The 24,067-nt window shown below is 55.0% G+C and carries 27 protein-coding genes; 21 read left to right on the plus strand and 6 right to left on the minus strand.

Features of this window, described 5'->3' with window-relative positions:
• The first annotated feature begins 139 nt into the window (after positions 1-139).
• From AV656_RS14125 to AV656_RS14155, 7 genes are all read left to right on the plus strand, one after another.
• The gene (locus tag AV656_RS14125) at positions 140-1,543 is read left to right on the plus strand and encodes an MBL fold metallo-hydrolase (protein ID WP_063183123.1); all 1,404 of its coding nucleotides are present in this window, start codon (positions 140-142) and stop codon (positions 1,541-1,543) included.
• A gap of 44 nt (positions 1,544-1,587) precedes the next feature.
• Positions 1,588-1,848, plus strand: coding sequence for a metal-sensitive transcriptional regulator (locus AV656_RS14130; RefSeq protein ID WP_063183125.1), 261 nt, complete (start codon positions 1,588-1,590; stop codon positions 1,846-1,848).
• 35 nt (positions 1,849-1,883) lie between these two features.
• Complete coding sequence (locus AV656_RS14135) at positions 1,884-2,237, plus strand: rhodanese-like domain-containing protein (RefSeq protein WP_063183127.1); 354 nt, start codon at positions 1,884-1,886, stop codon at positions 2,235-2,237.
• Positions 2,234-3,037, plus strand: a complete 804-nt coding sequence (locus AV656_RS14140; RefSeq protein ID WP_063183128.1) for a sulfite exporter TauE/SafE family protein — start codon at positions 2,234-2,236, stop codon at positions 3,035-3,037. Before AV656_RS14135 ends, AV656_RS14140 begins: the two co-directional genes overlap by 4 nt.
• A 62-nt stretch (positions 3,038-3,099) precedes the next feature.
• Positions 3,100-3,489, plus strand: a complete 390-nt coding sequence (locus AV656_RS14145) for a DsrE/DsrF/DrsH-like family protein (RefSeq protein WP_063183129.1) — start codon at positions 3,100-3,102, stop codon at positions 3,487-3,489.
• A gap of 51 nt (positions 3,490-3,540) precedes the next feature.
• A complete protein-coding gene (locus AV656_RS14150; protein WP_063183130.1) occupies positions 3,541-4,098 on the plus strand; it encodes a sulfurtransferase TusA family protein in 558 nt (185 codons plus the stop codon).
• A 179-nt stretch (positions 4,099-4,277) separates the two neighbouring features.
• Positions 4,278-5,012: a MerR family transcriptional regulator gene (locus AV656_RS14155; protein ID WP_063183132.1), complete on the plus strand. Its 735-nt coding sequence runs from the start codon at positions 4,278-4,280 to the stop codon at positions 5,010-5,012.
• A gap of 70 nt (positions 5,013-5,082) precedes the next feature.
• On the opposite strand, the gene AV656_RS14160 is transcribed toward AV656_RS14155, so the two are convergent.
• Positions 5,083-5,790: a hypothetical protein gene (locus tag AV656_RS14160; protein ID WP_063183134.1), complete on the minus strand. Its 708-nt coding sequence runs from the start codon at positions 5,788-5,790 to the stop codon at positions 5,083-5,085.
• A 92-nt stretch (positions 5,791-5,882) separates the two neighbouring features.
• Here AV656_RS14160 and AV656_RS14165 point away from each other — a divergent pair, with 92 nt between their 5' ends.
• The 10 genes from AV656_RS14165 to AV656_RS14210 all read left to right on the plus strand — a co-directional run bounded on the left by AV656_RS14165 (position 5,883) and on the right by AV656_RS14210 (position 14,334).
• Positions 5,883-6,443, plus strand: a complete 561-nt coding sequence (locus AV656_RS14165; RefSeq protein WP_063183136.1) for an ATP-binding protein — start codon at positions 5,883-5,885, stop codon at positions 6,441-6,443.
• On the plus strand, positions 6,440-6,910 hold the full coding sequence (locus AV656_RS14170) for a YaiI/YqxD family protein (protein WP_063183139.1): 471 nt from the start codon (positions 6,440-6,442) through the stop codon (positions 6,908-6,910). Before AV656_RS14165 ends, AV656_RS14170 begins: the two co-directional genes overlap by 4 nt.
• On the plus strand, positions 6,911-7,909 hold the full coding sequence (locus AV656_RS14175) for a sodium:calcium antiporter (protein ID WP_063183141.1): 999 nt from the start codon (positions 6,911-6,913) through the stop codon (positions 7,907-7,909).
• 48 nt (positions 7,910-7,957) lie between these two features.
• On the plus strand, positions 7,958-8,455 hold the full coding sequence (locus tag AV656_RS14180; protein WP_063183143.1) for a hypothetical protein: 498 nt from the start codon (positions 7,958-7,960) through the stop codon (positions 8,453-8,455).
• 151 nt (positions 8,456-8,606) lie between these two features.
• Positions 8,607-9,413: an ABC transporter permease gene (locus AV656_RS14185; protein ID WP_063183145.1), complete on the plus strand. Its 807-nt coding sequence runs from the start codon at positions 8,607-8,609 to the stop codon at positions 9,411-9,413.
• Between the two features lie 4 nt (positions 9,414-9,417).
• Entirely contained in the window at positions 9,418-10,197 is a 780-nt protein-coding gene (locus tag AV656_RS14190; RefSeq protein WP_063183147.1) for an ABC transporter ATP-binding protein, read from the plus strand.
• A gap of 106 nt (positions 10,198-10,303) precedes the next feature.
• On the plus strand, positions 10,304-11,398 hold the full coding sequence (locus tag AV656_RS14195; protein ID WP_063183149.1) for an ABC transporter substrate-binding protein: 1,095 nt from the start codon (positions 10,304-10,306) through the stop codon (positions 11,396-11,398).
• A 519-nt stretch (positions 11,399-11,917) separates the two neighbouring features.
• A complete protein-coding gene (locus AV656_RS14200; protein ID WP_063183151.1) occupies positions 11,918-12,475 on the plus strand; it encodes a YusW family protein in 558 nt (185 codons plus the stop codon).
• A 109-nt stretch (positions 12,476-12,584) separates the two neighbouring features.
• Positions 12,585-13,928: a peptidase MA family metallohydrolase gene (locus AV656_RS14205; RefSeq protein WP_063183152.1), complete on the plus strand. Its 1,344-nt coding sequence runs from the start codon at positions 12,585-12,587 to the stop codon at positions 13,926-13,928.
• 1 nt (position 13,929) lies between these two features.
• Positions 13,930-14,334 (plus strand): NUDIX hydrolase, encoded by a 405-nt coding sequence (locus tag AV656_RS14210; RefSeq protein WP_063183155.1) that lies wholly within the window; start codon positions 13,930-13,932, stop codon positions 14,332-14,334.
• A 56-nt stretch (positions 14,335-14,390) separates the two neighbouring features.
• On the opposite strand, the gene AV656_RS14215 is transcribed toward AV656_RS14210, so the two are convergent.
• The 3 genes from AV656_RS14215 to AV656_RS14225 form a co-directional block, all read right to left on the minus strand.
• Positions 14,391-15,356, minus strand: coding sequence for a multidrug resistance efflux transporter family protein (locus tag AV656_RS14215; RefSeq protein WP_063183157.1), 966 nt, complete (start codon positions 15,354-15,356; stop codon positions 14,391-14,393).
• Between the two features lie 12 nt (positions 15,357-15,368).
• Entirely contained in the window at positions 15,369-16,595 is a 1,227-nt protein-coding gene (pepT, locus tag AV656_RS14220) for a peptidase T (protein ID WP_063183159.1), read from the minus strand.
• A 143-nt stretch (positions 16,596-16,738) separates the two neighbouring features.
• Complete coding sequence (locus tag AV656_RS14225; protein ID WP_063183162.1) at positions 16,739-17,620, minus strand: LysR family transcriptional regulator; 882 nt, start codon at positions 17,618-17,620, stop codon at positions 16,739-16,741.
• Positions 17,621-17,727: 107 nt separating this feature from the next.
• Between AV656_RS14225 and AV656_RS14230 the strand changes: the two genes are divergently transcribed.
• Positions 17,728-18,726 (plus strand): YeiH family protein, encoded by a 999-nt coding sequence (locus tag AV656_RS14230; protein ID WP_063183164.1) that lies wholly within the window; start codon positions 17,728-17,730, stop codon positions 18,724-18,726.
• A 59-nt stretch (positions 18,727-18,785) separates the two neighbouring features.
• Here the strand turns inward: AV656_RS14230 and AV656_RS14235 are convergent, their stop codons facing one another.
• Complete coding sequence (locus AV656_RS14235; RefSeq protein ID WP_008299381.1) at positions 18,786-19,010, minus strand: DUF2187 family protein; 225 nt, start codon at positions 19,008-19,010, stop codon at positions 18,786-18,788.
• 395 nt (positions 19,011-19,405) lie between these two features.
• Here AV656_RS14235 and AV656_RS14240 point away from each other — a divergent pair, with 395 nt between their 5' ends.
• The 3 genes from AV656_RS14240 to AV656_RS14250 are packed head-to-tail and all read left to right on the plus strand — an operon-like array spanning position 19,406 to position 22,373.
• On the plus strand, positions 19,406-19,684 hold the full coding sequence (locus tag AV656_RS14240) for a YhdT family protein (protein WP_063183166.1): 279 nt from the start codon (positions 19,406-19,408) through the stop codon (positions 19,682-19,684).
• Complete coding sequence (gene panF, locus AV656_RS14245) at positions 19,681-21,156, plus strand: sodium/pantothenate symporter (protein WP_063183168.1); 1,476 nt, start codon at positions 19,681-19,683, stop codon at positions 21,154-21,156. Before AV656_RS14240 ends, panF begins: the two co-directional genes overlap by 4 nt.
• Entirely contained in the window at positions 21,153-22,373 is a 1,221-nt protein-coding gene (locus AV656_RS14250; protein ID WP_063183170.1) for a M20 family metallopeptidase, read from the plus strand. Before panF ends, AV656_RS14250 begins: the two co-directional genes overlap by 4 nt.
• A 186-nt stretch (positions 22,374-22,559) precedes the next feature.
• Here the strand turns inward: AV656_RS14250 and AV656_RS14255 are convergent, their stop codons facing one another.
• Positions 22,560-23,942 carry an amino acid permease gene (locus AV656_RS14255; RefSeq protein ID WP_063183308.1) on the minus strand — a complete coding sequence of 461 codons (1,383 nt, stop codon included), beginning with the start codon at positions 23,940-23,942 and terminating at the stop codon, positions 22,560-22,562.
• Between the last annotated feature and the right edge of the window lie 125 nt (positions 23,943-24,067).

Below are 24,067 nucleotides of genomic sequence, written 5' to 3' on the forward strand. Positions count from 1 at the left end.
CTTTTACTTTTAGCCGGCGTGCCCAGAGGAATAGAGGGCCTGGCGGTACCGGTAAGCATTCGTATTGACGGAATATACCCATGGGAGTATATTATAAATACCCATTAGGGTATAAAAAGTCGAAAGGAATGATAGCAGAGTGTTTTTCCAATCATTTTTTGACGAACGTCTCGCACAATACGCCTACCTTGTGGGCTGCCAGCGTACAGGTGAAGCCATTGTCATCGATCCGCCAAGGCATTCGGAGGCCATCCGTGCGCGCGCCCGAGAAGAGGGCCTGAACATCACGGCTGCCGCCGAAACCCATATCCATGCAGACTTCACTTCCGGTGCCCGTCAGCTGGCAGAAGACCTTGGAGCCAAGCTGTATCTGCCGGGTAAAGGCGGAGAAGACTGGACTTACCAATATACAGATGGGCTTGATGCTGTTCTTCTGAAGGACGGGGATACGTTCTCTGTTGGAAATATCGACTTTAAAGTGATGCACACACCGGGCCATACGCCGGAGAGCGTCTCTTATCTCCTGACGGACCGCGGGGGCGGCGCGACAGAACCGATGGGCATTTTCACGGGTGACTTCGTATTTGTCGGGGACATCGGCCGTCCGGACCTGCTCGAGAAAGCGGCAGGCATCGCAGACACCGCAGAAAAAGGTGCTGTTCAGATGTTCGATTCGGTACAGAAGTTCAAGAAGCTCCCTGACCATATGATCGTCTGGCCGGGCCACGGCGCAGGTTCCGCATGCGGAAAATCGCTCGGAGCGGTTCCCCTTACGACAGTCGGCTATGAAAAGCAGTTTAACTGGGCGATGAAGGAAAACGACCGTGAAGAGTTTGTGAAGCAGCTGCTTGACGGCCAGCCGGAAGCACCGAAGTATTTTGCAATGATGAAGAAAGTGAACAAGGAAGGCCCGGAGCTTCTGAACAGGGAAGACATCCGGGTAATTGAGGATGCATCGGAATTCAACCGGCTCCGTGAACACGGCGGCACACTCGTACTGGATACACGCCTTGCAAAAGAAGCCGAAAAAGCGCTTGTTAAAGGCTCCATCAATATTCCTTTCAATAAATCGTTCACCAACTGGGCGGGCTGGCTGATCGGATACGACCAGCATCTCCTCATCATTGCCGAAGAAGGCAAGGAAGAGGAAATCCGTGAAGCGCTCGAATCGATCCACCTGGACCGGATCCTTGCATTTGCCCGTCCGGAAACCGCAGTTTCCGCAGCTGAGACGGATTCGTACGAAACATTGACCGTCGAAGAGTTCGTGGAAGCGAAGAAAAAGAAGAATACGTATGTCCTGGACGTCCGGAACGATTCCGAATGGGAAAGCGGACATCTGTCCGAGGCTGCCCATCACTTCCTCGGTCATCTCTGGGACGAGGAGCTGCCGCATGATAAGGAATTGCTTGTTCACTGTCAGAGCGGTGCACGTTCCGCGATCGCGTCCAGCATCCTGAAGGCACGCGGTTTCGATAAAGTCTCCCACATGGAAGGCGGATTCGGTGCGTACGAAGGAAAGGGATATGATACAGTGAAATAAAACCCGACCGCCCGGGCTGGACGGTCCGGAAAGGAGAACAGCAGATGGAATACGATCAGAAAGTCAAAAACCGGATGCGGCGTGTGGAAGGACAGGTAAAGGGTGTCCTCCAGATGATGGAGGAAGGCCGGGACTGCCGGGATGTCGTCATGCAGCTCCGGGCGATCAAGAGTGCCATCGACCGGACCGTCGGCGTGGTCGTCAGTACGAACCTCGAAGCCTGTGTACGTGAAAGTATTGAATCAGGTGAGGACACAAGCGAAAAGGTCCAGGAAGCGATCGACCTGCTCGTCAAATCGAACTGATCGTCGCTGAAGGGCTGCGAAAGGAAGTCAATTAAATGGAATGGATCGTTATCTTGATCATCGTCGCATTTTTCGCCTGGCGGATGATGCCGGCGAAGGGCGTGCGGACCATCGATGCAGCAGGGCTGAAGGACAAGCTCGGCGACAAGTCGGTGCAGTTTGTCGATGTCCGGACCCCTGCGGAATACAAAGCCCGCCATATCAAGGAATTTAAAAATATCCCGTTGAACACATTGCCGTCAAAGGCAGATTCTCTGGACAAGTCCAAAGAGACCGTTGTGATCTGCCAGAGCGGTATGCGGAGCGCGCAGGCAGCACGTGTTCTCAAGAAGCACGGTTTTGAGACCGTCGTGAATGTGCGCGGCGGCATGGGAGCCTATAACGGGTGAGCGGCGCGGAACTGACAGTGCCGTTCATCCTGGCCCTGTTCGCGATCGGGTTTGCCGGTTCATTCGTATCCGGCATGGTCGGAATCGGCGGGTCGATTATCAAATACCCGATGCTTCTCTATATTCCGCCGATGCTTGGCTTTGCGGCATTCACAGCCCATGAAGTTGCCGGCATCAGCGCGGTACAGGTGATCTTCGCGACCATCGGCGGGGTCTGGGCCTACCGAAGCGGCGGATATCTCCATAAAAAGCTCATCATTGTGATGGGTGCGGCCATTCTGGCCGGAAGCTTCATCGGAGGATTCGGTTCCTCCGGAATGAGTGAAATTGCGGTGAACGTTGTCTACGGTATTTTGGCTGCCATTGCCGCTGTTATGATGTTTATTCCGAAAAAGGAAGTGCCGGATATGCCAACGGAAGACGTTTCGTTTTCAATTCCACTGGCGGCGGGGCTCGCGTTTATTGTGGGAATCGGGGCAGGCATCGTCGGTGCGGCCGGTTCGTTCCTGCTCGTGCCGATCATGCTGACGGTGCTGAACATCCCGACTCGGATGACCATCGCGACATCGCTTGCCATCACGTTCATCTCATCGATCGGCTCGACTGCCGGCAAGGTGTTCACCGGCCAGGTTTTGCTTTGGCCTGCGGTCATCATGATCGTGGCAAGCCTCATTGCCGCACCGCTCGGAGCAAAGGCCGGCCAGAAGATGAACACAAAGGTTCTCAAGGGGATTCTTGCGATTCTCATCGCAGCGACCGCCATCAACATATGGCGAGACCTGTTCATGCAGATGCTTTAAGTAGATATTTTTTTGAACTGAAAAATACCCATACGGGTACATGTATATAAGGAGGAACATCAATGAAAGTAGCGATCATCGCAGCAAACGGCGGTATGTTCGACGCCTACAAAGTATTCAACATCGCAACCGCAGCAGCGGCAACGGACGGGGAAGTCGAGATTTTCTTCACGTTCGAAGGTCTGAACCTGATTCATCAGGAAGGCATGAAGCAGCTTCCGATGCCGGAAGGCAAGGAGCATTTTGCAGAAGGATTCGCGAATGCGAACGTCCCATCGATCGGAGAACTTGTCGGCATGGCGCAGGAACTGGGCGTCAAATTCATCGCCTGTCAGATGACGATGGACGTCATGGGCCTCAAGAAAGTAGATTTCGCGGACGGAACAGAAGTCGGCGGGGCCGTGACGTTCCTTGGCTACGCGAAAGATGCGGACATCACACTCACATTCTGATTGAAGGATGACAGGTAAAGATTCATTGAACGTTCAGGAGGGAATGCAGAAATGGAAAACATGACAAGGACATTGGATGCAAAAGGGCTCGCGTGCCCGATGCCGGTTGTCCGGACGAAAAAAGCGATTGAGGAGCTATCGGCCGGAGACATACTGGAATTGGTGGTGACCGACCGCGGATCAATCGCAGATATACCCATGTGGGCAAAGAACACGGGACACGAATATCTGGAACTCGTAGAAGAAGGCGACGTATTAAAGCACTATGTCCGCAAAGGCGGAGAACAGGCATCTGACAAGGAGGAATCCCAGTTGAAAACCATTACGAATGAAGAATACATCGAAATCGCAGATAAAGGGCCGGTCACACTGATCGACGTCCGTGAACCGGATGAGTTCGCTGCAGGCCATGCGCCTGGCGCAAAAAACATCCCGCTCGGCCAGATTGACCAGCGTGCGGATGAAATCCCTGCACAGGGAGAAGTCTACATCATGTGCCGCTCCGGCGGCCGTGCGGGCATGGCGTGCGACACGCTCGAAACACTCGGACACAAGAACCTTATCCGTGTGGCACCGGGCATGGGGGACTGGAACGGCCCTGTCGAATAAGAACTCTCAAAGGACGGCAACGGATTCGCTCCGTTACCGTCCTTTTTACATATGCATGAATCTTCGGCACTGTCAGTCTAACATTAGGATGATTCACCCCTAACATTAGCTTGGTTCCGTGCTACAATGGGAGATGGAGAACGGCTAACATAAGCAAATAACCGGAAAGAGGAGGACCCATGGTTAAATACATAGGAGATGTTACGAAGGAATTCGGCATTGAATCTCATACACTGCGCAACTGGGAAGACCGCGGCCTCATCGGGGACGTGGAGCAGGATTTCGTCCACGGCCGCATGTACAACGACGAACAGATTGAACGGATCAGGACCATTCAGGAAGTCATTAACGCCCAGCGCGAAAAGGGCATGAAGCGGACCGACTATCGGGAAGTGGAAGATGTCCTGCTGGACCGGTTCGGCGGCCTGGTCGTTGAGCGCCAGGAAAACATTCCGGCCACTCCGGAGACATTCATCAACCTGCTGAAGAAACTCGAGAAGCAGGAGCAGGCCAATGAGCAGCTGAAAGAGCTGCTGATGACGATGGCGAAAAGTCAGGTGGAAGGAAATGACCGGATCCACCAGGCACTTGTCGAGAACACGGCCAAACAGGAAGAGGACATGAAGGAGATCCGTGAAGTCAGGGAGATGATCGTGGAGCTGAACAAGGATCTTCCCGCGCGCACAAGTGAAGCGTTGAGCAAAACCCTTCCCGAAACACCGGCAATCTCGAAGGAACAGGCCGACACCGTCATCAAGGAAAATCAGTCGCTGAAGCAGGAAGTCCAGCTTATGAAGAAAGTGCTGGACGAAGTCTTGCTGCAGATTGAGGAAGACCGGGAAAAGCAGGCAAGCCTTGAGACGGCTCCGGCGGAAGAACCGAAAAAAGGTTTTTTTGCGAGGATATTCGGATAAATAAAAGAGGAGCTGCAGGGATGGAGAATCCCCCCGCAGCTCCTTTGTTATGCAATCAACCTGATTTTGACTATCTCTTCAGAGGGCAGTACCCGCACTGCATGAGGCCCGGCACGTCCTTGGAGTGGCAGCAAGTGGTCCGCACGGTCGTATTAAGGAGGAGTGACGGACTCGAGCCCCGGAGATACTTGGCGAAGAGGGATTCCTTTGCAAGGCCCTCCCAAGTCCGGTCATCTTTCAGGATCTCCATGATGGCCTCGGCCTCTTCCGCTGTCCATGGATCAGACAGCAGGACATGCAGGTGGTACAGCAGGAATCCGAACATATTCTCCCAGTGAGTGAGGGACGGAGCGGCCGAGACCATCCGCAGCGCATCTGACACCTCTTTTGTATAGGACTGCAGGAGATTCCGGATCAATTCCTGGCGTTCTGCCCCGTCAACCATGACATAGCCGCCGCCTGTCAGGAACATGCTGACGGAGAGCTTGCCATATTCTTCGACTGCACCGAACTGCAGAGCATCATCCGGCCCTTTCCAGACCTCTTCATATACGATCAGTGTGTACAGTTGCATCGCCGTGAACATGCCGACCCGCCTGCTGAAGTAGGAGGCCGCGACTGCAGGGTTGTCCGCACCGCTTACTGCACATACAAGCGGCAATGCACTCTCCGGGTCGGATCTCAGTGTTTTTAGGGTAAAGAGGGGGTGTGCAGGTTCACCTATGTAGATGCTGTAACTATTCAATTGACGCTTCTGTTCCTGGGTCAGATTCATCATACAGCCATTATACCGCATCAGGCCGGGGTTCCGTAATGATTCCGCCGGTCCGGTGTGCTATCTTGAAATTATTCAGAAAGGAGGCGGCCGGCATGCGATTGGCCATCATGACAGTGGGGAAGACACATAGCGGGAAGACCACATTTGCAAACCGGCTTGCAGAAGCATTGCCCCGATCCATGGTGGTCGACCAGGATCTTCAGGCGGAATTTCTCAATAGGCATTATCCGGAACTGCTGCCCGTCAAGGGGCCAAACACGATCAAATATGCCCTTACGCAGACATTGGTCGACCACGCCGTCCGCCATACTGGCCTCCATCTCATCATCTCCAATTCGAATCTTGGTCAGGAAGCACGTCTTGAGTGGCTGGACTACTACAGGAGACATGGCTTCACAACGGTACTCGTTTTCTTCAATATTCCGGAGGACCATCTTCGGATCCGCATCAGGGAAAGCGGCCGGAGCACGAAGATCTTCAGGGTCAGCCTGACCTTCGATGAACTGCTCGACCGGCAGAAAGCTGCCTTTCCGGTTGCCGCTCCGGCAGAAGATGAGGCGGACCATCTGTTCACGGTACGCCTGCCGGATGATACGGAATCCGTCATCCGACGGATTACCGGGCTTGCACGGGGAACGGAGGACCGCCGATGAAAGTTCTGGTAGACGCGGACGGTTGCCCGGTCGTCGATGAAACGATCCGTACGGCGAGGAAGCATGGCATCCCGGTCACCTTGCTTTGTGATACCGCACATGAGATGCACCGGGAAGGCGCGGAGACGGTCATCGTCTCAAAAGGTGCCGATGCAGTGGATTTTCTTCTTGTGAACCGGGTGAGCCCCGGGGACATCGTCGTGACACAGGACTACGGCCTTGCCGCCATGGTGCTCGCCAAAGCCGGACGGCCGATTGACCAGAACGGCCGAATGTACACGGAAGACAATATCGACAGCCTGCTCATGAGCCGCTATGTCTCAAAGAAAGTGCGGGAAGCGGGCGGCCGCATGAAGGGGCCCAAAAAACGCAAGCCGGAAGCGGATTACCGGTTTGAGCGCAATCTGAATGCGCTTCTCTCAGATATCGCAGGAGATGAAGTGTGTAATGAAAGGGACGAAGAGTAAATGGCATTTGTCTGGTTTATACTCGCCGCCGCTGTCACGGTGTTCGCAGCCATCAAGCTTTCCAATTACGCGGATGTGCTCAGCACGAAGACCGCGATGGGCGGCCTCCTCGTCGGAACGCTCCTTCTCGCAGGGGCCACATCGCTTCCCGAAGTGACGACGAGCGTCTCGGCGGTACTGATCGACAACCCTGATATTGCAATCGGAAACGTTGTCGGATCCAATATGTTCAACCTTTTCATCTTTGCCTGTTTCGACCTGGCCTACCGAAGACACCACCTTCTGGAACTCGCAGGCCGCAACCATCTATACACGGCAGGAACCGGTCTGGTTCTCATGGCGGTGACCTATCTGTCACTTTTGTTCCGCCCCGAGTGGGAAGTGTTCGGTGTCGGGCTGGACTCGATTCTTCTCGTTGTGCTGTACGCCATCGGAATAAGCGTCGTCGGGCGTGTTTCCAAAAGCGGAGCTGCAGCGCCTTCTGTAACGGAACCTGACGAAACTGTTGTATCTGATGAAGACGACGGCATCACCGTCCGCCGCGCGGTGATCGGCTTTTCCCTAGCGGCCCTGCTGATCATGGGGGCCGGCACCGTCCTGTCGATTATGGGCGACAGAATCGCGGTCATCACCGGCCTCGGATCCAGTTTTGTCGGCAGCTTCCTGATCGCTGCGACCACTTCTCTACCGGAAGCCGTCTCGGTCTTTGTGGCTCTCCGGGCCAAGAACGTCAACCTTGCCCTCGGTTCGATTCTCGGGAGCAACATGTTCAACATCCTCATCATTTTCCTGTCCGATCTGTTCTACCGGGAGGGACCTGTGCTTTCCGTCGCTGACCCGTCCCATCAGATCACTGCACTTGTCGTCATGGTACTCTCAGTCATCATCCTGGTTGCACTTGCCAGGAAGAAGACCGTTTCCCATGCCTCTTATATGGTGCCGTCCATTCTCATCATCATCGGCTATATCGTCGCGTCCTATCTCATGTTCCGGGGATAAGTGGAAGAATAATCCGGGTATAGAGTCTAAGAGACCTTCCCGGCGGCCATGATAGGGACAGACGCGGTTTTGTTCCGCGCCGAAACATTCATCCGCAGGGAGATGCAAATCTTCTGGGAAAGAGTGGAGATGAGTGAAATGGCCGGTATCTTCGATGAGTTCATGATTATGGTCTATTGCCTGGTGGTCCTGTGGATCAATCTTGGCTATCTTCACGATCAGCCTGAAGAAGCCAGGGGCATTGCCGAGCTTTCGCCCGGTGAGGATCTTGCCATCAAGCAGGACAGCCTTCCGTTGCTGACTCTGTCGCTTGCATTTAACTTCAGCCGCAGGTGGCTGTTTTATATGCTGGCGCCAATTGTGACCGGCAACCCATTGGTCACGGTCCTGTCGGCATCGCTTTTTGCCGTGAGCCTGCATAACAGCATGCCCCGGCAGAAGACGTCGGTATGGAAAAGGAAGCGGAAGCGCGATCTCGGCATGTTTTTGGCAATTGCCGACGCCTTCTTCATCACAGGATTCCTCATCTGGCTAATCTGGACTTGAAGGGGCCTGCGCAGCCGGCTCCGAAAAGGCCGTCCGCCTATATGTACAGCCGGACAACCTTTTGCCCGCCTCAATAAATGAGGCGGGCTTTTTGGTGCCCAGACATCCGCCCGGGCGGGCTCATATCCTGTACGGGAAGGGGTGAAGGCGTATGGCATTGGACCATAATCCGGTCGCGGTCGAACGGGCCGAATGGAAAAAACGGCAGATGAAGGAACGGATGAAGCAACTGCTCACCGTCTCCTCCCCAATCTTCATGCTGCTATTGTGGGAAATCCTTTCCCGGACGGCTGTCCTAGATCCGAGGTTCTTCCCTCCGCCGACGGCGATCCTTGAAACGTTCTGGAATCTGGCGGCGAGCGGGGAACTGCTCACGCATATCGGGGTCTCGCTCTACCGGATTTTCGGCGGCTTCCTGCTGGGGGTCATCCCGGGTGTGATCATCGGGCTCCTCATGGGGCTCTACTCGCCAATCCGGCATTTTGTCCAGCCGATCGTCATGGCGATCATGCCGATTCCGACTTTGGCACTCTTGCCGATCATCATCATCCTGTTCGGCATCGGCGATTTTTCGAAGATTGTGACCATCGCGGGAAGCGTGTTTTTCCCGGTCGTCATCAATACGGCAGCGGGCGTGATGAACATTGACCCGATCCACATGGACCTCGCGAAAAACTATGGGGCCGATTCAAAAGACTATTTTCTCAAGATAGCCTTCCCGGGTGCGCTTCCGGTCATGCTGGAAGGGATCCAGATGGGTCAGGCAATTGCCCTGCTGACGATTGTTGCGGCGGAGATGATGGGTTCGGTATCGGGGATCGGGTTCCTGATCTGGACTTCCTACAAGGCGTTCCTCCTGCAGGAGATGTATGTCGGACTTATCCTAATCTCATTCTTCGGCTATCTGTTCTCGCTCCTGCTGCGCGGGCTCCAGAGGAAAATCCTGAGGTGGAGGTGACGGGATGAAGGACGACGTGAAGATCCGCATCCGCAACCTGACGAAGGTGTTCTACCAGAAAGGCGAAAGCATCACTGCGCTCGACAACGTCACACTCGACATCCTTGACGGGGAGTTTGTCTGTCTGGTAGGCCCGAGCGGCTGCGGCAAGACGACCCTTCTCCGCATTTTGGCGGACCTCGAGCAGCCGAGTGCAGGCACATACGAGATTGCACGTGAAAAGGAGGACCGGCCGCTCCAGTCGATGGTGTTCCAGGAGCGGGGGGTCATCCCGTGGCTCACCGTCCGCGACAATGTCGCATTCGGCCTTGAAATGCGGAAGCTTCCGAAGAAGGTCGTGAAGGAGCGGACCGACTATTATCTGGCAAAGACCGGGCTGATGGCGTTTGCGGACCGCTTCCCGAAGGAACTGTCCGGAGGAATGAAGCAGAGGGTCGGCATCGCCCGCGCTTTTGCAAACGATCCGGAAATCCTCCTCATGGATGAACCGTTCGCCGCTCTCGATGAGCAGAACAAGTTCATCCTCCAGGAAGAGCTGCTGCAGATCTGGGCGGAGACGAGGAAGACGGTGCTGTTCATCACGCACAGCATCGATGAAGCGCTCCTCTTGTCCGACAGGATCCTGCTCATGAGCGCCCAGCCAGGAAGGATTTCCGAAGAGATCCGTGTGGCGGCGCCGAGGCCGAGGATGATGGAGGCCATCAGGGCCGACCCGGATGTCGCGGAGCAGTTCGTCCGGGTACTTAAGCATCTCCAGGATGAAGTGCAACGGTCGAGAGGGTGAATGCCGATTTTTCTGCGTTCGTACGTGAACAAGGTGACTGACTCAAGGGAATCGCCAGGCCGGCATTCCGGCCTGGCGGGAAAAGACAGGGAGATGGGGGATCAGCATGGGAAAACATCGATTTAAAGCAGGTTTCGCCGCTGCTGCGGCAGCTTTCCTGCTTCTGGCGGGATGCACACAGAAAGAGCCGGCGCCGCCGAAGGAAACTGCGGATCCGCCGGAAGGCGAGCACCCGTCCGGGGATTTGGCGCCGCTTGAAGAGCGTGTGACGGTCACGATTGCAGAAGACGGTGCAGCGTCGGGTGCCGGTTTCTATATCGCGAAGGAAAAAGGTTATTTCGAGGATTACAACATCGATGTGGAGTTTGCCCAGTTCGCCAACAGTGACGAGATGCTTCCTGCGGTCGCAGCGGGCGAGGTTGACATCGCGGGCGGCGTTTCGACCGCATCGTTCTTCAACGCGATTGCCCAGGGCATCGACGTCCGGATCATCGCAGACAAAGGCCATAACGTACCGGGGGAGTCGTACTTTACATTCGTCAAAGGTGTGGATAGCGGCATCGAGGAATACGCCGATATTCAGGGCAAGAAGATCGCCGTCTCGTCACGCAACTCGATCGACAGCTACTTCTTTGATAAGCTGATCGAGCACGCCGGCTTTACTGAGGAAGAAGTGGAGTTCGTCCTGATTGCCGACTTCGGAAGCATGCTCGGAGCGGTCGACAACGGCACCGTTGACATGGCACTCAGCATCGAGCCGCTTATTGCACAGGGCGTCCTTCAGGGCATGCACGAGCGCTTCCGTGACGCGACCGAGTTCGCTCCGGACACCCAGGTGGCCATGGTGCTCGGCTCTCCTCAGTTCATGACCCAGGAAAAGGATATCTCGCTCAGGTTCATGCTCGCTTACCTGAAGGGACTGCGTGATTATAACGACGCGTTCCAGAAGGATGAAGGCAAGGATGAGATCATCGATATCATGGTGAAGCACACCGCGCTGAAGGATCCGGAAATGTGGGAGCAAGTGCAGGTGACCGGCCTTGATCCTGACGGGAAGATGTTCGTCGACAACATCCGCGAGCAGTACGAACACTATAAGGCGGCCGGCGCCATCTCCGGAGAGATTGATTTCGACAAGGCAGTCGATACCTCGATTACGGAAGAGGCACTCGAAATTCTCGGGCCGTATGACCGCGACTGACCGCGTGTTTCAAAAACCGGAGTTTTCTTGAGGCAGCCGGTGCGATAAGGTATAATGGCATGAGAAAGAGGAACTACGAAAAAGACCGGATGCGCGAACATCCGGCCCGATGCAGCCTGTGCCCGGACGGGGCAGGCGGATACGACGATAGCCGTCCCAACCTTGGCCGAGGGGGACGGCTATTCTTTTTTGGTGATGACGACAATCAGTGTCACGACAAGCGTCAGCAGGCCGACGATGGCGCCGGCCACCTCAATGATCAATCCGGTCGCTTCGGCGACGGTCAAAAGCATCACCCCCTCCCCGGGGAATGCCGTCCGGACAAGTCTGCTCCCCTATTATACCACAAAAGCGAACGTGTGTTCTTTATCCGCTCCGGGATTTTTCTGTAATCCGGTCATTTTGCCCCTGTCTGCGAGGTGATTTGATCAGGTGGACAAGTATTTCCTCAAAAAGTCTACGTGTAACAGGGCCTTTCACCGGGAATGCGAATAACAAGACACCGAAGGAGGGATCAGGATGAAGGCGAAATTTGCATTCCCGATCGTCATCACGGGGTCGCTTGCATTGGCGGCATGCGGTTCGGACGGAGCGGAGGAAGCAGCACCGGCGGAAGAAGTGGAGGCTGCGGAAACCACGGCAGAGGAGAACAATGATTCCGCAGACAAAGCATCCTCCAAGACGGACAATGAGGCACCGGTCAAGTCGCAGGCTTCGGATGGGACCGGCCAGGCGGAAATGAGGAAGAAGATGGAGGAGCTTGAGTATGCGGAGTTTGAACTAAAGGTTGAATACGACAACGACGAAGAGTACGAAGCCCGGCTCGAGCTGAAATCGGACAACTCAGTCATGGCCGGCTATAAAGACGACATGAACGGCACCAACAAACAGGGCATCCACGCCTTCAATGACCTTTATCCGCTCGTTGAGCAGCTTGAAATCACGCCGTCTTCCAATCAGGAGGAAGAGGTCCGTAAGGTGCTTTCGATGTTCAGCCTGCCGGATGATTTCACCGACTTTTCCCTGAAGCTCAGGGCCAGTGATGGGACCAAGCATGAATTTGAAGTGGAACAATGAGTAAAGAACGTTCGCCACTGGCATAGTGGAGGGCGTTTTTTTGTGTTGGAAAACATTAGTAATTACCATATAATTTTAATATTACATAAATAGGGATTTTGGAGGGATCATGGTTTATTTTGTGCTGGTAATCGGTGTCATACTGTTTATCTTGGGTATTGTTTCGCTTTATAAAACCGAACAGGTTAGGCTAGCAGTTCCGCTGATCGCGCTAAGCGCCGCATCATTGATTGCCGGGGCGTTCGTACTCATCAAATTGCCAGGTCAGACCGAGAAAATATTAGAGACCGAGAATGCACTGGAGACTGATCGGTACACGATTATCTATCCGGAGGGACAGGAGCAGAAAGCAGAAGAAGTGAGTTTGGTACTCCTTGGGATTGAACCGGAGATCACGGAGTTTTTTGGCGAAGATACAGAAACGCGGCTGACAGTCCGTCTGGCGGATCGTCTTAGGAGAGCAGAGAGTCCAGATCGAGTTGCCGGTTTCTATGACTGGGAGGCGAATACAGTCACATTGTTATCTGACATACCTGATTGGAAACCAACCTTGATTCATGAATACGTCCATTTTCGTTCTCATCAATACCAAGTAATCCGCAACATCTCCCCTGAGGCCATACCCATATGGTTCGAGGAAGGATTGGCGATGTATCTTCAACATGACGTACCACCGGCGGATCCGACTGGGTTCGAGGTTTCAGGAGATCTTAGAAGCATGAGCAGTCAGAAAGGTTTTCAGGCTGCTCTTGAGAGCACAGCTGCATATAGTGAAAGTTATTTTGCCGTCACCCACCTGATTGAGCATTACGGAAAAGAATCCACTTTCCGCCTCCTCCATGTTTCTACACAGAATCAGTTCTATACCCGACTGGAAAAGATGACCGGAAAAAGTATCGAAGATTTCAGTGAATCCCTGATGGAAGCGTATTTGGACGATGAAGCAAGAAAGAAGAAAATCGAAAATCATTTCTATGAGCTCTTAGACAGTGGCGAAATTGAAGCTGCAGAACAGGTCTTGGCTGAGATTACAACTGCAGGCAGCCGGGCCCCTGAAGAATTGGAGAGCTATCAACAGAATCTGTTGCTGCGAGCAGGGGAATATGAAGAACTGATGGAGTACCTGGAGGATAAGAGATCATCCTATCCGGATGACATGAGTTCCCTTAACTATGCTCTGCTGGCGGAGGTGACTCTGTTGTTTCATCCTGAACAGGCGTCCGGTTTGGTTAAAGAAGCACTGACCAACCTGCCGGAGGATGCCACATATTATCATTTCATCAATGAAGTGGCGGAACCGTATGAACAGATTGCCGGTACCCAACCGTTAGAGGGGTATCAGGCTTTGTTTGAAAAAGAGATGTTTTTCAATCAGGCAATCAGGACGGAACTGATTGCGAAATGGAAGAAAGAATTCCCAAATGAAGATTTTGGAGAGAGGAGTGGGGATTAATATGTGGCGGGGGGCTGCGGCGGTCTGTTTGGATGAAGAAGACCGGCTGCTGATGGTGTTGCAGGGCACACCCGAAGAAGAGAAGAAATGGGCGGTGCCATCAGGAGGAAAGGAAGCAGGGGAAACGTTTGAAACCTGCTGTCTTCGTGAGCTGAAAGAAGAGACCGGGTATGAAGGTAAGGTGGTCCGTCCGCTTTTCGTGAAGTCTGACGGCGCGGTTGAGGTCCGGTATTTCGAAGTGGTCATGACCGGCGGCCGCATGGAGGTCCGTGATCCGGACGGTCTGATTCATGAAATCGCCTGGAAAGCGGCGGCCGAGATCAGTAACCTGGCGCTTTCCTTTCCGGAAGATCTGCCGTTCCTGCTGTCTCTTTTTGAGGAATCAGCGTCCTCTCAAACCAGATGAATCCCCATGCGAAAGGACCGCTCCGAGTAAATCGGAACGGTCCTTTGATGTCTGATTTATGAAGCCTGTGCGACGGCTTTGCGCTTAGCGAGCATGGTCTGAAAACTGTGCAGCGACATACCGGCGATGATGACGGCGATGCCGCCGAGGGCGACCGGGCCGGGGAGCGGGAGCGACAGCAGGATCATCTCTCCGGCAAGGGCGAAGACAATCTCAAGCGACTGGGTCGCTTCGACTGCTGCGAGCCGGCCCTGATCATGCCGGGCAAGGTCCGTCGCCATGAAAAACAGCGTCGTTGCAATCACACCGGACGAGACCGCGACGATGAACGACTGGACGACCTGTCCCCAGGAAGGCCACCCGACAGTCGCAACCGCAATACCGGCAAGCAGCATCCAGAACGGCAGCGAGGCGATCGTCATGGCCAGCACACGCTGGAACGTATCGAGCCGACCTCCGAGCGCCTCCATCATTTTCCGGTTGCCGAGCGGGTAGGCAAACGCCGCGACGGCAATCGGCAGAATGCCGAGCAGGACGGTCCGGCCGTCTACCGCACCGGCATGCGGCAGCTGGATCAGCACGACGCCGAGCAGGATGATGCAGGAAATGCCGAGTGAGATGAGCGGAACCCGGTGTCGCGCTGTTTTTTCGCCGTCAACTGTTTTCTCGGTGAAAATGAACAGAGGTGCGAGCAGCACGCCCGCCACAATCGTCAGCTGCCACGTTCCCGCTACCAGCCAGCCCGGACTGAATGCCGCTGCAAAAGTCAGCGGTGCGTAGAACAGCACAAACGCGAAAAAACTCCAGAGAATGAACGGACCGGGGATGCGCTTCATTTCGGTGAACGGGGATTTCAGCCCCCTGCGCACCGCCACGATCAGGAACAGAAAAGGGACCATGAAGAAGAAGCGGAGTGATGCGCTCCACATCCAGCTGCCGCCGTCCAGCTCCATCGAGCGGTTCAGGACGAACGTCACCGCGAAAAATAGAGAGGCAAGGATGCCAAGCGTGATCTCCTTCATGAAGCGGCCTCCTTAAGCGCGCTCTTCGTAAAGCTTCACCATCTCAATGATGACATTCGCCGCTTTTTCCATGTTGTCGGCGGAGATGAATTCATACTTGCCGTGGAAGTTCTCGCCGCCTGTGAAGATGTTCGGTGTCGGCAGGCCCATGTAGGACAGCTGTGAGCCGTCCGTGCCGCCTCGCACCGGGATGATGTTCGGTTCAATGCCGAGGTTCTTGAAGGCATCGGAGGCGATGTCAACGATATGCATGACCGGTTCGATTTTCTCGGCCATGTTGTAGTACTGGTCGTTCAGCTCAAGTTCGACCGTGCCTTCGCCGTATTGGCCGTTCAGTTTGGCGGCCGTCTCCTCGATCAGCTGCTTTTTGGCTTCGAACTTCTCTCGGCTGTGGTCGCGGATGATGTACGAGAGCGTGGTCTTCTCGACCGCGCCGTCCACATACATGAGGTGGATGAAGCCTTCGTAGTCATCGGTTTTCTGAGGAATTTCGTCCGCCGGCATCGCCGCCTGGAATTCATGCGCAATGAGGATCGAGTTGATCATCTTGTCCTTGGCGGAGCCCGGGTGGATGTTCGTGCCGTTGAACGTCACTTTCGCCGCAGCCGCATTGAAGCTTTCGTATTGGAGCTCGCCGAGCGGGCCGCCGTCCATCGTGTAGGCGTAGCCCGCACCGAACGCTTCGACGTCAAACTTGTGAGGCCCGCGGCCGATTTCTTCGTCCGGCGAAAACGCAACACGGAGTTTGCCGTGCTTGATATCCGGGTTTTGTGCGAGATATTCCATCGCCGTCATGATTTCCGCGATGCCCGCCTTGTTGTCGGCGCCGAGAAGAGTCGTGCCGTCCGTCGTGATCAGCGTATGGCCTTTGTAGTTGTCCAGCTGAGGAAACACGGACTTGGCCATGACGGTGTTTTCGTTCAGTTTGATGTCGGATCCATCGTAGTCGTCGATGCGCTGCGGATTGACGTTCTTGCCCGTATAATCCGTTGCCGTGTCGACGTGGGCGAGGAAACCGATCACCGGCAGTTCCTTGTCCGTGTTCGCCGGAAGCGTACCGAACAGGTAGCCGTTTTCGTCCAGCGTGATCTCGGTCAGGCCGATCTCCGCCATTTCCTTCTCGAGCAGGCGGAGCAGGTCCCACTGGCCTTCTGTAGACGGCGTCGTTGTGCTTTCTTCATTGGACTGTGTATCAATCTTTGCGTAGCGCACGAGGCGCTCGATCAGCTTTTCTTTCAACGGAATACCCCCCTGGTGTTGGATAAATTCGGAATAGTAACATTTTAGCATTTCTCCCTCAGGAGGGGGAGCGCGGGGCGAAAGATCACATGACCCCAGTAAATATCACTATGGCTGGAGCCGGCGGCTTTGCCGGGGTGACTTCAGCTGCTCCCGGCAACCGCCTCCAGAAACGCAGATACGGCGGCGTGGCCGGCCATCGACGGCGCATGCAGCATGGAAAATGTCCGTTTCTGCGGCGGAAGATTGGCGTCCAGCTGAACAAGCCGTCCGGTTTCGATTCCGTCTTTTGCGGCATGGATGGATACGGCTGCAATGCCGAGGCCCGCGATGACTGCCTGAATCACGCCGCCGTTAGACCCGATAATCATGCGGCCGGGTTTCACATGTCCGAGGGAGCGGAGCAGATGGTCGGTGTGCTCTCGCGTTCCGGACCCTTCCTCGCGGGTGATCCAGCGTGCCTGCTGGAGGTCTTCAGGAGTGACATCGGTCTTTTGGGCAAGCGGATGGCCCGTGCCGCAGACGACGATCAGCTCGTCCTCCATGAATGGGACGGCATGGAGCCCTTCAAGCCGGACAGTACCTTCGATACAGCCCACGTCACAGCGGAACTCGCGCACTTTCGCCTCGACTTCCTCGGTATTGCTGATCGAAATGACGACTTCAAGCTTCGGATGCTCGGCGAGCAGGTCTTCCAGCAGGCGGGGGAGTACATATTCTCCGATCGTGTAACTTGCCGCGACCGTCAGTGTCCCGGTGAGCTCGCCGCTCTGCCGCATCATGTCTTCCTTCGTTTCTTCGGCAAGCGCCAGCAACTGCCTGGCGCGTTCATAAAGCAGCCTTCCTGCCGGCGTAATGCTGAACTGCTTTCTTGACCGGATAAAAAGCGGTGTGCCGAACTCTTCTTCCAGCTGGCGGATGTGCAGGCTGACAGTCGGCTGGGCAAGGTTCAGCGCTTCTCCCGCCTTGGTGAAATTCCGCCTCTCCGCGACTTCCGTGAAGGTCCTCAGTTGTTCAAGAAGCATAACCCGCACCCTTTCCATCAGTATTTCTGATTGATTCTATCATAAAGGTTCATTTTAATGATTGACGGTCAAAGCCTATAATAAATACAAGGAAAGGGGCACCATTCATGAATAAAGGTTTCTGGACAGGGATCGGACTGGCGCTGTTGCTGGCTGTCATCGCGGAGCTGGCAGCCGGCCTCCCTTATATATCGCTGATCGGGCCGCTTGTCTTTGCGATCCTGCTCGGCATGCTGTGGAATACATTTCTGCCGGTGAAGGATGAATGGGGGAGCGGACTCAAGTTTGCCTCGAAGAAACTTCTCCGGGCGGGCATCATCCTGCTCGGGATGAGGCTCCATCTCGGTGACCTTGCAGAGGCCGGCTGGTCAGCTTTCGGTCTGGCGGCAATCAGTGTGGCTGTAGGGATGGGCGCGGTCTGGGCAGCGGCGAAGATCCTGAAGTCGGACCCGTCGATCGGATTCCTGACTGCGGCCGGCACCGGCATCTGCGGAGCGGCTGCAATCGGAGCGGTTTCCTCACAGGTCAAGTCAAAGCCCGAAGAGACCGCTGTGAGTGTCGCGATCATCTCAATCGTGGGGACACTGTTCACGTTTCTGTATGCGCTCCTGCACCCGGTCATGGGCCTGACCGAGCAGCAGTATGGTCTGTTTGCCGGCGGCTCCTTGCATGAGATTGCGAACGTCGTCGCTGCCGGGGACGCGGCAGGCGCCGAAGCGCTGGACTTCGCACTCGTCGTCAAGCTGACACGCGTCGTCCTACTCGTCTTTGTCGCGGCGGGCATTGGCATCTACGCCGCCCGGAAAATGCAGAAGGAAGGGAAACAGGGACGCCGCCTGACGTTCCGGGAGCTCCCGATTCCGTGGTTCATTGTCGGCTTCCTAGCTGTCAGTGCGATCAACTCGACAGGAATCGTGCCGGCAGCGGTCGCGACGCGCTTTGTCGATCTCGCCTATGTTCTGTTGGCGATGGCCATGGCGGGCATCGGCCTAGGCGTCAGCTTCAATGCATTCCGAAAAGCCGGCTTCAGACCATTCGCGGCCTGCCTGATCGGTTCCATCGTGCTGGCCGGTGTTGTCTACGGATATGTTTTACTCATTGGCTGATACAAAAACAGCGCACCGCCTGTCCATATTGGACAGCGGCGCGCTGTTTTTCTGTAAGCTTATTCAAAGACGTGATAGTTCTTGTGCGACACAACGGTGCGGTCGGACGGCACGCCGATCGCATCGGCGTCGTCTTTCGTGATCTGTACGATGACCGAGTTCTCGAGGATCTTTTCAATCTTCCCGATGACCTCGTGATCGTTACGGACGAAAGAAATCACCTCGCCCACTTTCCGTGCTGCAACAAACGGCGACTGATCTTTCTGCTTGGCAGGAAAAGCCATCCTGATCCACCCCTTTGAAATTATCAGTAAAAAGAAAAAGCCCGGGTCTGACCCAAGCGCGAGTACGGAACGGCGAAGTTGCCGGTCCTCCGGACAGGTTGTCCACTACCATTATAGCATACTTTGTATAATTTTGCTGTTTCCTGATATAAGCAATATTTGACTGCAGGTGTGCGGGTGCCGGAATTCTGTATGGACACAACGTCAAATGTAGTTTAGGATTCTTGAACAGATAGACAGGCGAATCAGAATATTCTTTCCTATAATATTTAAGGGAGGCGTGTCCGTCATTAAGAACCCGAAGGCCCATTTTAATGGAGCAGCAATTTCAGTAGAATCAACAGACATTCACACAGATTCAATCCACAATAGAGGATTGGAAAAGGGGGAACAGCATGGATAACAGGGACAAGACAGACTGGCGATTTAAAGTCGCCAACCGGGAGGCGCTGATCGGATGTGGTTTGGCGCTGCTCAATTTCATCTGGTGGTTCGGTTTTGCATACGGGATGGGGTCGAGGCCGGTGGAGGAATATTCATACATAATGGGAATGCCGGATTGGTTCTTTTACAGCTGTGTGGTCGGGTTTATTCTGACCACGGTACTCGTCATTTTTGTCGTGACAGTATTTTTCAAAGAAGTCCCGTTTGAGGAAGAGGAGGAAATGCAATGAATTGGGAGGTCATCATTCCTCTTCTTATTTTCCTCGTCATCATCTTTTTTATCGGAGTCTGGTCCAGCCGCAAGGGGGCACAGGTTTCGGATGAAAACTTCCTGCAGGATTACTTCTTGGGAGGCAGGGAACTTGGCGGATTTGTACTCGCGATGACGATGGTCGCGACCTACGGCAGTGCTTCAAGCTTTCTCGGCGGGCCGGGAACGGCATACACGATGGGCTTTGGCTGGGTTCTCCTTGCGATGTCACAAGTCGTGACAGGTTATTTCGTCCTGATGGTGCTGGGAAAAAAGTTCGCCATTATGGCGCGGCGGTATCAGGCTCTGACACTTGTCGACTTCTTGAAGGCCCGCTATAACAGTGCGCCGGTCGTCATCCTTTCCGCCGCTGCCATCATCATCTTCCTGTTCTCGGCAATGGCCGCACAGTGGATCGGCGGGGCGCGTCTTGTCGAATCCCTGACCGGCTTGAGCTACCATACGGCGCTCGTCATCTTCGCCCTTTCCGTCCTCGTCTACGTTACCATCGGCGGGTTTCGCGCGGTCGCCGTGACGGACGCTGTCCAGGGCGGCGTGATGGTGATTGGAACGCTCATTCTTTTGGGGGGAGTGGTCATAGCGGGCGGCGGCGTAACGAATATTATCAATGATCTCGTTTCTGAAAACCCGAATCTTGTCACGCCGTTCGGGGCGGACGGGAATCTCGGAAAAGCATACGTATCCTCGTTCTGGATACTGGTCGGTGTCGGTGTCGTCGGACTTCCGCAGATTGCGGTCCGCTCGATGTCCTACAAAAGCTCCAAGTCGATGCACCGCGCGCTGATTATTGGCACGGTCGTCACCGGAGTCATCATGCTGAATATGCACCTGATCGGTGTATTTGCACGGCCGATCCTGCCGGGCATCGATGTCGGCGACAAGGTCATTCCGCTCATCTCAATGGAAGTGCTGCCGGCCTGGCTGGCTGGAATCGTGCTTGCCGCTCCGATGGCGGCCATCATGTCGACCGTCGACTCGCTGTTGATACTCGTTTCCTCCACTGTCGTAAAGGACGTCTATCTGAACTATATCAAGCCTGACGCCAGCATCAAGGCAATCAAACGTGCGAGCTTCGGGGTGACGGCTGTTCTGGGGATCATCGTCTACATCCTGGCACTCGACCCGCCCGATCTGCTCATTTTCCTGAACCTGTTTGCATTTGGCGGTCTTGAGGCGGCGTTTATCTGGCCGATCGTCCTGGGGCTCTACTGGAAATATGCCAACAAGTACGGGGCCATCGCTTCGATGATTGTCGGTATCGGCAGCTATATCGCCATTCATTTTTACAACCAGGCGAACGGCAATCTGTTCGGCGTGCATACGGTGACGCTGCCGATCCTCCTGTCATTTGTCGCCTTCATCATTTTCAGCCTGGTCATGAAGCAGGAAGCCTACGACTATGAACGGATCAGAAAAGGGGAGATTGCATGAAGACCGAAATGAAGAGCGTGACCTATCTGAGAGACCGTGAGGCGGTCATCCGCCTGACACAAGAGCTCGTCCGGATCGAAAGCGTCTACCGCGGCGAAGGCATCCCTGGCGGAAATGAAGAAAAGGTTGCGAACTATGTGGCGGATGTACTCCGTGGCTTTGCCATCGAGACATACGTCGAAGAAGTTGTTCCCGGAAGGCCGAACGTCATCGGAATTGTGGACTCCGGCAAACCGGGCCCGACGCTCTTGTTTGAAGGGCATACCGATGTCGTGACGGAAGGGAACCGGGAAGCCTGGACATACGACCCGTTCGGCGCGGAAGTCATCGACGGCCGTATGTACGGACGGGGCACGAATGACACGAAGGGCAACCTTGCCTGCATGATCACTGCCGTCCACTCGCTTCTTCAGGACGGAGAAGACTTCCGGGGCAAGATTATCCTTTGCATCCCGTGTGACGAGGAAGGCATGATGATCGGGATCAAGCATTTTATCGAAAGAGGCTGGGCGGACGGTGTGGACGGCGCCATCATCTGCGAGCCGGAGGAAAACAACGTCTGCATCGCCCAGCGCGGCGCGATGCGCATCCAGGTCGACATGTACGGCAAGATGGCCCACGGCGCGATTTCCTGGAGCGGGATCAACCCGAACTGGCGGATGGCCCGCCTGATCGTCGAGCTGGAAAAGCTGGAGAAAGCGGAGCAGGAACGTCTGGGTGAAGATCCATACCTGAAATGGCCGTCGATCACGCCGACCATCCTTCAGGCACCGGTCAAGGGTGATGCCCAGATCAATGTCATCCCGGATCACTGCCGGATGACACTGGATATCCGGACTGTCCCCGCGCAGGACCATGAAGAGCTGCGAGGAAAGATTGATGCCATCATCGAAAAGCTAAAGGCGGAAGACCCGGACTTTAACTGCGAACTGACCGTTCTCGATGACCGTCCGGCAACTGCAACTTCGAAGGATGAGCCCGTTGTCCGGGCGATTTATGAAGCGGTGCAGCATGTGACGGGGAAGCAGCCGATCTACAACGGCGTGCCGGGTGCAACCGACGGCACCTTCCTCCACGTGCACGGTATCCCGATCGTGACAATCGGGGCAGGCGACCGGGACATTCCCCACCAGATCGACGAATACGTCGATATCGAGGAACTTGCCGAGACGACTGCGATTTACCGGGATGCGGCACTGCGCTTCCTGAACAGATAAGGGGCGGGTTTATCGCGCTCCGGAGAAGTTTGGGTTTTGATAGCAAGGAGAGCGGCCGGATTAAAATCCGGCCGCTTTTTTATGAATTCAACCCATCGGGTGCCCGCTTTCACGCCCAATGGAGTAAGACCCCCACCAAAAACCCCCTGCGGTTTATATCGCAGGGGGACGTTTTGACTTTTAAATTCATTCAGGCGACCGCTGCACCTGGGCCGGGGCCTGTCCGAGTCCTGTTGCTTCCTGCTTCCTGCGGTAGAACAGGAAGTAGATGCCGATGACTCCGAGGGCGACGAGGGTGGTCAGGATGACCTGGATCTGCATCGACGGGATGAAGAACATCGCCAGGTAGATGCCCGCGACAACAATGATCGTCGCGTATGTCAGGTAAGGGAACAGCCACATCTTGACCGGCAGGTGGCCACGCTCCTGCTCAAGCCGTTTCCGCATGCGCAGCTGCGAGAAGCTGATGATCAGGTAGACGAGAAGGGCGACCGCACCTGATGAGTTGATCAGGAACAGGAAGACCTTATCCGGTGAAATAAAGTTCATGATGCAGGCGACATAAGAGAAGACGGTACTGAACAGGATCGCCCGCACCGGGACGCCTTTTTTGCTGAGCTTCAGGAAGTACTTCGGCGCATCTCCTTTTTTGGCCATTCCAAACAGCATCCGGGAGTTTGCGTAGAGTGCCGAGTTCAGGCAGCTTAGCACCGCCGTCAGGACGACGAAGTTCATAATCTGAGCGGCCGCAGGAATGCCAATGTGGTCGAGTACGGCAACGAACGGACTGACGAGGATGTTCGCCGAGTTCCACGGAAGGAGTGTCACAACAACGGCAATTGAACCGATATAGAAGATGAGGATCCGCCAGACGACGCTGTTGGTTGCTGTACGTACGGAGCGTACAGGGTTCTCTGATTCACCGGCAGCGATGGCAACGATTTCAGTGCCCATGAACGAGAAGATGACAACAGTGATTCCAAGCATGATGGCGCCGAATCCGGACGGCATAAACCCGCCTTCACCAATCAGATTGACTGTGCCCGGAGCCTCGATGCCCGGGTACCAGCCGAACAGGACGGCAACGCCAAGCACGAGGAAAAGCGTGATGGCGACGACTTTGATGAGGGAGAACCAATATTCGAATTCACCGAACGCCTTGACGGAGAACAGGTTCGTAGCAGTCAGCGCCACCGTCAGAATCAGGCTCATCAGCCAGATCGGGAAGTCCGGGATCCAATATTGGATGATGGCCGCACCGGCAAGCGCCTCGATGGCGATGACGACCACCCAGAAAAACCAGTACAGCCAGCCGATCGTGAATCCGGCCCAGGGTCCGATTGCTTCATTCGCGTAGGTCGAGAACGAACCGCTCGTCGGGTAGGCGGCGGCCATCTCACCGAGCATCCTCATGACCAGGACAACAATGAGTCCGGCAAACGCGTAGGAAAGTATGGCCCCCGGCCCGACGGAGTTGATGACTGCGCCGCTCCCGATAAAGAGCCCGGCGCCGATCACCCCCGCGATAGAAATCATGGTGATGTGGCGGGTTTTCAGGTCTGATTTCATACCCGGCTGTGTACTTGCACCGGGTTCTGTCTGGTTCTGTAAGGTCATTATAAAATCCCCTTTCTGCTATAGGCGCTTCGGGAAGCGCTTTCATAAGTTGTTTGAAGATACTGACCTTTCTTTAT

The organism is Bhargavaea cecembensis (assembly GCF_001619585.1).
GTDB classification, from domain to species: domain Bacteria; phylum Bacillota; class Bacilli; order Bacillales_A; family Planococcaceae; genus Bhargavaea; species Bhargavaea cecembensis_A.

Bases quoted from the DNA above. Each gene is read 5' to 3' on its own strand.
- AV656_RS14130 (WP_063183125.1), top strand. From the start codon at position 1,588: ATGGAATACGATCAGAAAGTCAAAAACCGGATGCGGCGTGTGGAAGGA.
- AV656_RS14135 (WP_063183127.1), top strand. From the start codon at position 1,884: ATGGAATGGATCGTTATCTTGATCATCGTCGCATTTTTCGCCTGGCGG.
- AV656_RS14145 (WP_063183129.1), top strand. From the start codon at position 3,100: ATGAAAGTAGCGATCATCGCAGCAAACGGCGGTATGTTCGACGCCTAC.
- AV656_RS14150 (WP_063183130.1), top strand. From the start codon at position 3,541: ATGGAAAACATGACAAGGACATTGGATGCAAAAGGGCTCGCGTGCCCG.
- AV656_RS14155 (WP_063183132.1), top strand. From the start codon at position 4,278: ATGGTTAAATACATAGGAGATGTTACGAAGGAATTCGGCATTGAATCT.
- AV656_RS14160 (WP_063183134.1), bottom strand. From the start codon at position 5,790: ATGATGAATCTGACCCAGGAACAGAAGCGTCAATTGAATAGTTACAGC.
- AV656_RS14165 (WP_063183136.1), top strand. From the start codon at position 5,883: ATGCGATTGGCCATCATGACAGTGGGGAAGACACATAGCGGGAAGACC.
- AV656_RS14170 (WP_063183139.1), top strand. From the start codon at position 6,440: ATGAAAGTTCTGGTAGACGCGGACGGTTGCCCGGTCGTCGATGAAACG.
- AV656_RS14175 (WP_063183141.1), top strand. From the start codon at position 6,911: ATGGCATTTGTCTGGTTTATACTCGCCGCCGCTGTCACGGTGTTCGCA.
- AV656_RS14180 (WP_063183143.1), top strand. From the start codon at position 7,958: ATGATAGGGACAGACGCGGTTTTGTTCCGCGCCGAAACATTCATCCGC.
- AV656_RS14185 (WP_063183145.1), top strand. From the start codon at position 8,607: ATGGCATTGGACCATAATCCGGTCGCGGTCGAACGGGCCGAATGGAAA.
- AV656_RS14190 (WP_063183147.1), top strand. From the start codon at position 9,418: ATGAAGGACGACGTGAAGATCCGCATCCGCAACCTGACGAAGGTGTTC.
- AV656_RS14195 (WP_063183149.1), top strand. From the start codon at position 10,304: ATGGGAAAACATCGATTTAAAGCAGGTTTCGCCGCTGCTGCGGCAGCT.
- AV656_RS14200 (WP_063183151.1), top strand. From the start codon at position 11,918: ATGAAGGCGAAATTTGCATTCCCGATCGTCATCACGGGGTCGCTTGCA.
- AV656_RS14205 (WP_063183152.1), top strand. From the start codon at position 12,585: ATGGTTTATTTTGTGCTGGTAATCGGTGTCATACTGTTTATCTTGGGT.
- AV656_RS14210 (WP_063183155.1), top strand. From the start codon at position 13,930: ATGTGGCGGGGGGCTGCGGCGGTCTGTTTGGATGAAGAAGACCGGCTG.
- AV656_RS14215 (WP_063183157.1), bottom strand. From the start codon at position 15,356: ATGAAGGAGATCACGCTTGGCATCCTTGCCTCTCTATTTTTCGCGGTG.
- AV656_RS14225 (WP_063183162.1), bottom strand. From the start codon at position 17,620: ATGCTTCTTGAACAACTGAGGACCTTCACGGAAGTCGCGGAGAGGCGG.
- AV656_RS14230 (WP_063183164.1), top strand. From the start codon at position 17,728: ATGAATAAAGGTTTCTGGACAGGGATCGGACTGGCGCTGTTGCTGGCT.
- AV656_RS14235 (WP_008299381.1), bottom strand. From the start codon at position 19,010: ATGGCTTTTCCTGCCAAGCAGAAAGATCAGTCGCCGTTTGTTGCAGCA.
- AV656_RS14240 (WP_063183166.1), top strand. From the start codon at position 19,406: ATGGATAACAGGGACAAGACAGACTGGCGATTTAAAGTCGCCAACCGG.
- panF (WP_063183168.1), top strand. From the start codon at position 19,681: ATGAATTGGGAGGTCATCATTCCTCTTCTTATTTTCCTCGTCATCATC.
- AV656_RS14250 (WP_063183170.1), top strand. From the start codon at position 21,153: ATGAAGACCGAAATGAAGAGCGTGACCTATCTGAGAGACCGTGAGGCG.
- AV656_RS14255 (WP_063183308.1), bottom strand. From the start codon at position 23,942: ATGAAATCAGACCTGAAAACCCGCCACATCACCATGATTTCTATCGCG.